Source organism: Desulfosporosinus lacus DSM 15449 (assembly GCF_900129935.1).
Lineage (GTDB): Bacteria > Bacillota > Desulfitobacteriia > Desulfitobacteriales > Desulfitobacteriaceae > Desulfosporosinus > Desulfosporosinus lacus.
On record NZ_FQXJ01000014.1, the window covers coordinates 145,100 to 153,778 of the forward strand.

General features: G+C 40.1%; 6 protein-coding genes and 1 pseudogene. 3 read left to right on the forward strand and 4 right to left on the reverse strand.

The annotated features are described in order from the left end of the window. Positions 1–26 precede the first annotated feature (26 nt). Genes BUB11_RS17980 through BUB11_RS17990 form a run of 3 tightly spaced genes read left to right on the forward strand, consistent with a single transcriptional unit; the run spans position 27 to position 3,660 of the window. Positions 27–1,574, forward strand: coding sequence for an ABC transporter ATP-binding protein (locus tag BUB11_RS17980; RefSeq protein ID WP_073031133.1), 1,548 nt, complete (start codon positions 27–29; stop codon positions 1,572–1,574). Further along, on the forward strand, positions 1,564–2,691 hold the full coding sequence (locus tag BUB11_RS17985) for an ABC transporter permease (RefSeq protein WP_242947600.1): 1,128 nt from the start codon (positions 1,564–1,566) through the stop codon (positions 2,689–2,691). Before BUB11_RS17980 ends, BUB11_RS17985 begins: the two co-directional genes overlap by 11 nt. A 3-nt stretch (positions 2,692–2,694) precedes the next feature. Beyond that, positions 2,695–3,660, forward strand: a complete 966-nt coding sequence (locus BUB11_RS17990) for an ABC transporter permease (RefSeq protein WP_073031135.1) — start codon at positions 2,695–2,697, stop codon at positions 3,658–3,660. 34 nt (positions 3,661–3,694) lie between these two features. On the opposite strand, the gene dsrJ is transcribed toward BUB11_RS17990, so the two are convergent. From dsrJ to BUB11_RS18010, 4 genes and pseudogenes are all read right to left on the reverse strand, one after another. Next, positions 3,695–4,105: a sulfate reduction electron transfer complex DsrMKJOP subunit DsrJ gene (dsrJ, locus tag BUB11_RS17995; protein ID WP_073031136.1), complete on the reverse strand. Its 411-nt coding sequence runs from the start codon at positions 4,103–4,105 to the stop codon at positions 3,695–3,697. Between the two features lie 198 nt (positions 4,106–4,303). After that, positions 4,304–4,981, reverse strand: coding sequence for a GGDEF domain-containing protein (locus BUB11_RS18000; RefSeq protein ID WP_073031147.1), 678 nt, complete (start codon positions 4,979–4,981; stop codon positions 4,304–4,306). Between the two features lie 294 nt (positions 4,982–5,275). Beyond that, positions 5,276–6,958, reverse strand: coding sequence for a Na/Pi cotransporter family protein (locus tag BUB11_RS18005; RefSeq protein WP_073031148.1), 1,683 nt, complete (start codon positions 6,956–6,958; stop codon positions 5,276–5,278). A 452-nt stretch (positions 6,959–7,410) separates the two neighbouring features. After that, a pseudogene (locus tag BUB11_RS18010) lies at positions 7,411–8,313 on the reverse strand (DinB/UmuC family translesion DNA polymerase); the annotation flags it as partial. Between the last annotated feature and the right edge of the window lie 366 nt (positions 8,314–8,679).

The window sequence follows — 8,679 nt, forward strand, 5'->3', positions numbered from 1 at the left end:
TAACTCTAAACAAAAAGAGGTTAATTATGGAAAACTATATTATCGAAATGCTCAATATAACTAAAGAATTTCCGGGCATTACAGCCAATGATGATATTACTCTGTGTTTAAGAAAGGGCGAAATTCATGCCTTGTTAGGGGAAAACGGTGCGGGAAAATCGACACTTATGAGCGTTCTTTTTGGCTTATACCAGGCCGAAAAAGGCGAAATCAGGAAGAATGGTATGGTCGTTAAAATTAATAATCCCAATGACGCCAACGATTTGGGCATTGGCATGGTACATCAGCACTTTAAACTTATAGATATTTTTACGGTTCTTGAAAATATCATTCTAGGGGTTGAGCCAAATAAGATGGGCTTCTTGCAAAAGAAAGAAGCCCGGGAAAAGGTTATAAAACTAAGTAAACAGTACGGACTTGAGGTAAACCCGGATGCATTAATTGAAAAGATTTCAGTTGGAATGCAGCAACGTGTTGAGATCTTAAAAATGTTGTATCGTGAAAATGATATTCTGATTTTTGATGAGCCAACTGCAGTCTTAACCCCGCAGGAAATTGATGAGCTCATGGAAATAATGCGGGAATTTGCCAGAGAAGGTAAATCAATTTTGTTTATAACCCATAAATTGAATGAGATTATGGCTGTTGCCGATCGTTGCACTGTACTGCGCAAGGGTAAATTAATGGGTGACGTTGCAATAAAAGATACCACAAAGGAAGAACTGTCGAAAATGATGGTTGGACGAGATGTGAACTTCAAGGTGCATAAGAAAACTAAGGAGCTCGGCGATGTTGTTCTTTCTGTAAAGAATATTAAAGTTTCCTCCAAGATTCATAGCAACAATGCTGTAAAAAACGTTAGCTTCGATGTACGAGCAGGTGAAATCCTTTGTCTTGCCGGTATCGACGGAAACGGACAAACTGAGTTTGTCTCGGCGCTTACAGGGCTTGAAAAAACAAGCAGTGGAATTATCACTCTTTGCGGCAGAGATATTACAAAGGCGACGATCCGTACTCGGTCAATTTCAGGTATGAGCCACATTCCGGAGGATCGCCACAAGTATGGTCTCGTACTTGATTATTCATTGGAAGAAAATCTGGTTCTGCAGCGTTATTGGCGGCCTGAGTTTCAGCATTTCGGATTTATTAAAAGCAATGCCGTGCGCTCATATGCCGAAAAGTTGATTAAGCAATATGATGTTCGCAGCGGGCAGGGTCCGATTACTCCTATGCGAAGCATGTCGGGCGGAAACCAGCAAAAAGCAATTCTTGCTCGGGAAATTGACAAGGAACATGAGCTGCTAATTGCAGTACAACCTACCCGGGGTCTTGATATTGGGGCTATCGAATACATACATAAACAGCTCGTTGCAAGACGTGATGCCGGAAAAGCGGTCTTGTTGATATCCCTCGAGCTGGAGGAGGTTATGAATTTAAGCGATAGAATTCTTGTAATGTATGAAGGCGAAATAGTTGGTGAGCTGGACGCCAAGACAACCACTGTTCAAGAACTTGGTCTGTACATGTCAGGAGCCAAACGCAGCACTGCAAAGGAGAATGAAAATGCAGGTTAATATCAAAAAAGCAGGAAAAAGTAAAGGCTTTTCGGCATTTACTGCAGCGCTGCTTGCTGTATTGCTGGGGCTTGTTTTTGGATATATCATTATGACTATCGCAAGCCCTGCCAACTCATTTTTAGGTTTCCAGAAGCTCCTGATGGGTGGTTTCAAACGTATTGGGGATGTATTTTATTATGCAACTCCTATCTTAATGACAGGTCTGGCAGTAGGCTTTGCCTTTAAAATGGGCTTATTTAACATTGGAGCTTCGGGGCAGTATACAATGGGCATGTTCTTTGCCTTGTATGTAGGGTTTATGTGGAAGTTACCCGACAGTGTTCATTGGTTAGTCTGCGTTCTGGCCGGCATGATCGGTGGAATGTTTTGGGGGTTAATCCCCGGTATATTTAAGGCATTGCTGAACGTTAATGAAGTTATTACTTCAATAATGTTCAACTATATCGGTATGTATCTGGTAGATATGCTTATTCAAGGAAACGCAACGATGTATATTTCCTCGAAAACCAGAACTTCATATCTTCCTGCGTCGGCACAAATGCCGTCTCTTGGAATCACTAATTCCAGTGTAAATATTTCTATTTTCATTGCTATTACTGCGGCACTAATATTATTTGTTGTTCTAAACAAAACTACCTTTGGTTATGAACTAAAAGCAACGGGCTTTAACAAATATGCCAGCGCCTACGCCGGCATGAACGGGAAACGCAATATCATCCTAACGATGGCAATTGCAGGTGCCATGGCAGGACTTGGCGGAGCATTTGCTATTTTAGCACCGTCGACCATCGCTGGAAGCAGTATGACCTATGAGCCGGTAAGCGTAATTGCTGCGAACGGGTTTAATGGTATAGCCGTAGCCCTCCTGGGCAACTCCAGCCCTATCGGAATTATTTTTTCTGCACTTTTTGTCTCACACATTCAGCGCGGTGGCACACTAGCAAGCCTCTACGGCTATAAACCGGAGATCATTGATGTTGTGATTGCGGTTATTATATATTTTTCAGCCTTTGCTATGCTTATGAATGCTATGGTTGGTAACCTTATAAAAAAGCTTTTCAGTAAAAACCAATCAGAAAAAATATTGCCTGCTGATCCAAAGGAGGAGGCATAAACTATGGATACCTTTTATTATCTGATTCAGAATACGCTTCCAGTTGCCATTCCCCTGCTTTTGGTGGCCCTGGGCGGTATGTTCAGTGAACGTAGTGGTGTCATCAATATTGCCCTGGAGGGTATCATGCTGTTCGGTGCATTTTTTGGCTGCCTCTTTGTTTACTTTGTACAGAGTACCTCCATGGACACACAGGGAATATTGCTACTGGGTATGCTCGTTGCAGCAACTGCGGGATTTTTATATTCGTTGTTATTATCCCTTGCTGCTGTAACTATGAAAGCAGACCAGACCATTACCGGTACGGCACTGAATATGTTAGTTCCCGCAGCAATTCTATTGTTTTCAAAAATGTCCTTCAACAGTGACGGTATCACCACAAACAAGAATTTTTATGTTAAAGAAGTGCCTGCCCTAAGTGAGATACCAGTACTAGGTAAGCTATTTTTTCAAAACACGTATATTACTGTGTACATTGGCATTGTGTTGCTTGTCATATCTGCTATCGTATTTTATAAAACAAAGTTTGGTCTGCGCCTTCGCGCCTGTGGTGAACATCCTCATGCTGCCGACTCGGTTGGAATAAATGTCTATTTCATGCGCTATGCCGGTGTGAGCCTTTCTGGGATCCTTGGAGGTATTGGCGGATTCTTCTATGCAGTTGGGGTTATGAATGGGAACACTAACGGTCATACAGGGGTTGCAGGATTCGGCTTTCTGGCACTTGCTGTTATGATATTCGGACAATGGAAGCCTTTTAAGATTCTACTCGCAGCCTTATTCTTCGCATTTCTTCGCACGGTGGCCTATTCAATTGCCTTGATCCCCTTCTTAGATGCTTTAAACATCAATCAAACCTATTACAAAATGCTTCCTTATGTTGCAACTATGGTTGTTCTCGCATTTACATCTAAAAAATCCCGGGCTCCTAAAGCTGAGGGCATTCCGTATGATAAGGGTCTTAGATAATTTAATATCTTTTAATCCATTAAATTGCAGAGGGTCAATCAGGATGAGGGTCGGGTAGCAAATGACAATCCCAACAATTCGGCTTTACAGCAGCGTAGGTATGGCATGAAACACAGAATTGATCAGACGTTTTTACTCCCGGATTATAATGACAGTTCAAGCAAGTTTGAAAGCTAAGCCTGTAAGCTTTCCCTTTACTATTTACATACTCCGTTTTGCCCTCACGCACGCCTTCTTCTCTCCATTGGTACAGAAGTTTCATGTGATTAGCTTTCATAAATTCCGTTGACTCGATACACTCCTTAACCTCTAGTTGCCGGATAGCTGGAGTATCCAAATTTATTAGAGGCGCCTTGTTGGATTTGCCTAAATTATAGAAGAAAGGTATGCTCAGTAAAGCAACAACGATAATAAGCCCCGCAACTATTTTTCCGCCCTTGAACATTATCGAATACCCTCCTTTTGCGGTGGAGATAAGTTGGCCCATGACTAGGTCTCTATGCCATTCACTTCAACATATTATCTCTAAATGTTAGTTTATTATGTAGATACGTTGGTCCAAGGATCAGCATGAAGAAGGGACCCTAATATGTCAGGGTCCCTTCTTCAATGATTTGTGTACCTCATTTCCACGGCTTATAGGCTAACATAAAACAGTACAATTCTTTCCATTTTGTTTAGCCCTTAAGAGTGCTTGGTCAGAAGCAAAAATAAGATCGTTAATAGTTTTGCCATCGTAGGGATAACTTGAAACTCCCAAGGAAATCGTGATTTGAGGGTATGATCCATTATCAAGTGAACTTATTTCTGAGCGGATCGTTTCGGCCATCTTCCAAGCGTTCCTTTTATCACAGTCCCTTAAAAGTAAAACTATTTCTTCTCCACCATATCTGTATACTCGGTCGCTCGTACGAACACAAGCCTGAATTGTTTTTCCTACTTTAACTAGCACGCTGTCTCCAACATCGTGGCCAAAACGATTATTGAAATCTCTAAAATTGTCTATGTCAATAAAAATTAATGAGTATGGATAGTTATATTCTAAATTTTTAATATCCTCATCGAAAGCTCTTCGATTGAGTATTCCCGTTAAATTATCAGTCTTAAGCTTTACTCTTAGTTGCTTATTGATCTTTTTAAGTTTATCAATTCTTCGAACAAACAGTTCCGCTACAATGTAATTTATTAGTCCGAAAGCTACACCCAGTACCAAGCATTTGACGATAATATTATTATAGAAAGGTACAACCATAAAGTGCGTTAGTGCTGAATGAGTAATTCCAATAAGCACCATAGCCAAAATCAAACAGACTCTGATCATAACCAACAAACTCCCTTTACCTCTTCATTTGCTTTAAGTATCAATGTTATCACATTAACACATTAATTAGTATCCAGTAATTGTGGATCAATGTTTTGTATCACAAAAATGCCCTCCCTTAGTAGAATTATTCTACTATGGGAAGGCCCTTTAGTGTTGTGTCAGGGATATAGGTCTCAGTTCAGTTTCGATAGGTCTCCTTTTTGGTCCAACTAATTTTGGAACAGCTTCGAAAAAAGTGGGCTGAATTCCAGATAAGAAGCTCTGAAATTCAACCCTTTCGAATGAAATATTTTAGCTTTTCCTGTGTAAAAGAGTGTACTTTGCAATATTTACAGAGTGATCGCCAATACGTTCTAGATTACTAATGATATTGAGGAAGGTAGCACCATAACTTCCATTACAAGTCCCTTGACTGAGACGTTCTATATGCCCCTTACGCAAACTGATTTCTAAATCGTCAATAATATCATCATATTTGAGTACTTTTTCAGATAAAGCAATATCATCAGTTTTTAATACTTCTAAGGACATCCTGAAGATCTCTTGGACTTTCTCAAACATATTCATAAGATCACTAGTGGCTTCTTCTGAGAATTTAACTTTTGATTCGATAGCATAATCAGCAAGTTCCACGAGATTAGTGGCGTGGTCTCCTACTCGTTCTATGTCACCAATCACTTGAAGAATCCGATAACTCTGGTTCGATTGCTCAGTTGTGAGCATTTTACCGGATGTAATGTTTAAGACGTAGTCTGTGATCTCGTTTTCAAGCTTATCGATCCCAGCTTCAAATTGACCTGTTAAGTGTTTATTATGTGGGTTATGATCAAAAAAGTAGTCTTTTGAATTTTCATATGCTTCCCCCGCCATCCTGCCCATCCGCAAGGCCTCGCGGCTAGCATTGGCTAGAGCCATAGAAGGATTACCAAATAAACGAGGTTCTAAATATTTTGGCTTTGCATTGATGATGACTACTTCCTCTTCCTCATCCCCAGGAACAACTTTATTGACGATTTTCGCTAGAAGTGCAATAAAAGGCAATTGAAAACAAGTATTTAATAGATTGAACACACCATGAGTTTGAGCAATCTGAAGTTTTATTCCCAGCGTATTCCAAGTTCCTTCAAACCCAGGAATCAGGATATATATAGAGTTGGTTAATAAAATGACAAGTTTGGGGAAAATACCCACTAGGAAGAGCGGTAAAAAGATGGCTGTACCGATTAAATTAAAGATTAAATGAGTTGCAGCTGCTCTTCTGGCCATGACCGAAGCCCCAATTCCAGCCAGGATTGCCGTGATGGTCGTCCCAATATTATCTCCAAATAGAATAGGTACTGCTTGAGAGTAAGTAATAACTCCTTGATTCGCAAGCTCCTGTAAGACACCTATGGTTGCACTACTACTCTGAACAACAAGAGTGAAGATTGTTCCGACAAGTACCCCAAGCAGAGGATTATTTTCTACATCGGACATCAAATCAATAAAGAAGGAGGAACTTCGGAGGGGTTGTAAACCATTGCCCATGATATCCATGCCATAAAAGAGAAGACCAAATCCTAGAAGTACTTGTCCAAGATAGTTTATTCGCTTTGTTTTAAAGAAGAACAGTAAGAAAACCCCAAGTGCAATGATTGGTAAGGCATAGTGTTCAAGGTTAAAACCAATGAGGTAAGCCGTAATCGTCGTTCCTATATTAGCCCCCATAATAATTCCGATAGATTGCCTTAGTGTCAACAGTCCTGCGTTAACGAGTCCAACCGCTAAGACAGTAGTACCACTACTACTTTGGATTAATCCGGTGACGATCGCTCCCGTTAAAACACCACGAAGTGGTGTTTTAGTCCCCTTTTCCAGGATAACCCTTAACCGATCTCCGGCTACGGCTTGTAATCCCTCTGACATTGATTTAATACCAAAAAGGAAAAGTCCCAGCCCCCCAATAAAGCTAAATAATACCATGGTTAAATCCATCTCTTCCAACCTTTCCTTCTTTTATATCCAGACCTTCGTTTTCATCTGCCCAAATTTCACTGCCTCCGACTCATTAATCTTCGTTTTTGCTAACGCGGACTCTAAATAATGTTGTTTTTAGCTTTGACATGGTATAAATGCTTCAACTCGCTCTCATCCTTAGAAAGATTATCATATCCGCTGTACATCTCAATGTTAATTTTAAACTGTTGGGCTACTCCCTTCTATTGACACGGCTGCCCCACAGAGGGCCACATGTATTCCACTCAAATTGTATGTTAGGTATATCATCCATCTGATCGAAACCTGTGCGGATGAAAACCCCGTTCAGCTCATAACATATTATTTCGACATTTTAAACGCTCTTTCCTGCTGATCACAAAATTACACTTTCGTTTGTCTGCTGTCAATTCAAACCCCCGGTAAGGATGTTTAATTAATGCTTCGTCATCTTACCATAGAATATTTGACATCATGGGGTATTCTTCATCATCAACAGTCCCTCCAGACCGGAATCGTACTCCACTATTCAGAAATGACGAACGAAAAACTGCATCCGGTCCAAACCGTTCTCGAATTGCATCGACCGTACGATCAACTGCCCTTTGTTTTTCGTAATCTCTCTCAAAAAGAGAAAGTTGCATAAAATCATTTCTGCATAGTTCAGAAACACGTACTCCAAGATGCCGAATCGGCTCTCCTTTCCACAATTCGTCAAAGAGTTCGCAAGCTACCTCGTGAATAGCATTTGTGCAATCTATGGCGGAGGAAATCTTTCGTTGGTGAGAGCAAGAATAGAATTCGTTCGTCTTTATGGAAACTGACACTAAACGCGCGCAGTATTCTGCTTGACGTAATCTTGCTGCAACAGTTTCAGTCAGAGAAAGCAACACTAAATGGGCAGATGTCGCTTCTTCCACATCAAAAGGAATTGTCGTTGAGTTGCCGATTCCTTTGATCATTGTTCTGCGATTTTCTCTAACGGGCGATATATCGTTTCCGTTTGCATAGTTCCATACTAAGATCCCATGGCTTTTTAAAAAAAGCTTAATCATCTTTAGATCTGCTTGTGCTAAATCTCCAATAGTATTAATGGATCTACCCCGCAACTTTTTTGCAGTCGCTCTCCCAACCATGAACAGTTCATCAATGGGAAGACACCACATTTTATCCGCAATCTCATGTGGAAAAATAGTATGTACTTTATATGGTTTATTAAGCTCACTAGCCATCTTAGCTAAGATTTTATTGGAAGAGATCCCGATATTTACGGTAAACCCAAGTTCCTCTTTGATACGTTTCTTGATTTTATAAGCTGCTTCAACGGGGTCATAATAGATCCTTCCCATATTTGTGAGCTGGTGTTGATGGAGAACACTAACAATTGAGGATGTCGCTCAACTTAAACACCTTTTTATACATGTTTATTCAACCTGCCGTTTCACATTTTGAAGTAAGGAAATTCTGTTTACTTAACCATTTCCCTTTGGCATTTATCAAGTCCACTTTAGTCTTCCATTGAACTATGCGCTAAAATAATCTTTATTGGCATAATTGAATGTTGTAACGTTTATATATATAATTATCGATAATATTTTCACTTCGAATAATCACTATGTTAAATCTATCAAACTGATGGAGGTACGGTTCTCTTGAATCATAATAATGGATTAACTTCCTCTCCCCTTCCACATTTCGTACAAGATTATATTAATCACCTT

Bases quoted from the DNA above. Each gene is read 5' to 3' on its own strand.
- BUB11_RS18005 (WP_073031148.1), bottom strand. From the start codon at position 6,958: ATGGATTTAACCATGGTATTATTTAGCTTTATTGGGGGGCTGGGACTT.
- BUB11_RS17990 (WP_073031135.1), top strand. From the start codon at position 2,695: ATGGATACCTTTTATTATCTGATTCAGAATACGCTTCCAGTTGCCATT.
- BUB11_RS17985 (WP_242947600.1), top strand. From the start codon at position 1,564: ATGCAGGTTAATATCAAAAAAGCAGGAAAAAGTAAAGGCTTTTCGGCA.
- dsrJ (WP_073031136.1), bottom strand. From the start codon at position 4,105: ATGTTCAAGGGCGGAAAAATAGTTGCGGGGCTTATTATCGTTGTTGCT.
- BUB11_RS17980 (WP_073031133.1), top strand. From the start codon at position 27: ATGGAAAACTATATTATCGAAATGCTCAATATAACTAAAGAATTTCCG.
- BUB11_RS18000 (WP_073031147.1), bottom strand. From the start codon at position 4,981: ATGATCAGAGTCTGTTTGATTTTGGCTATGGTGCTTATTGGAATTACT.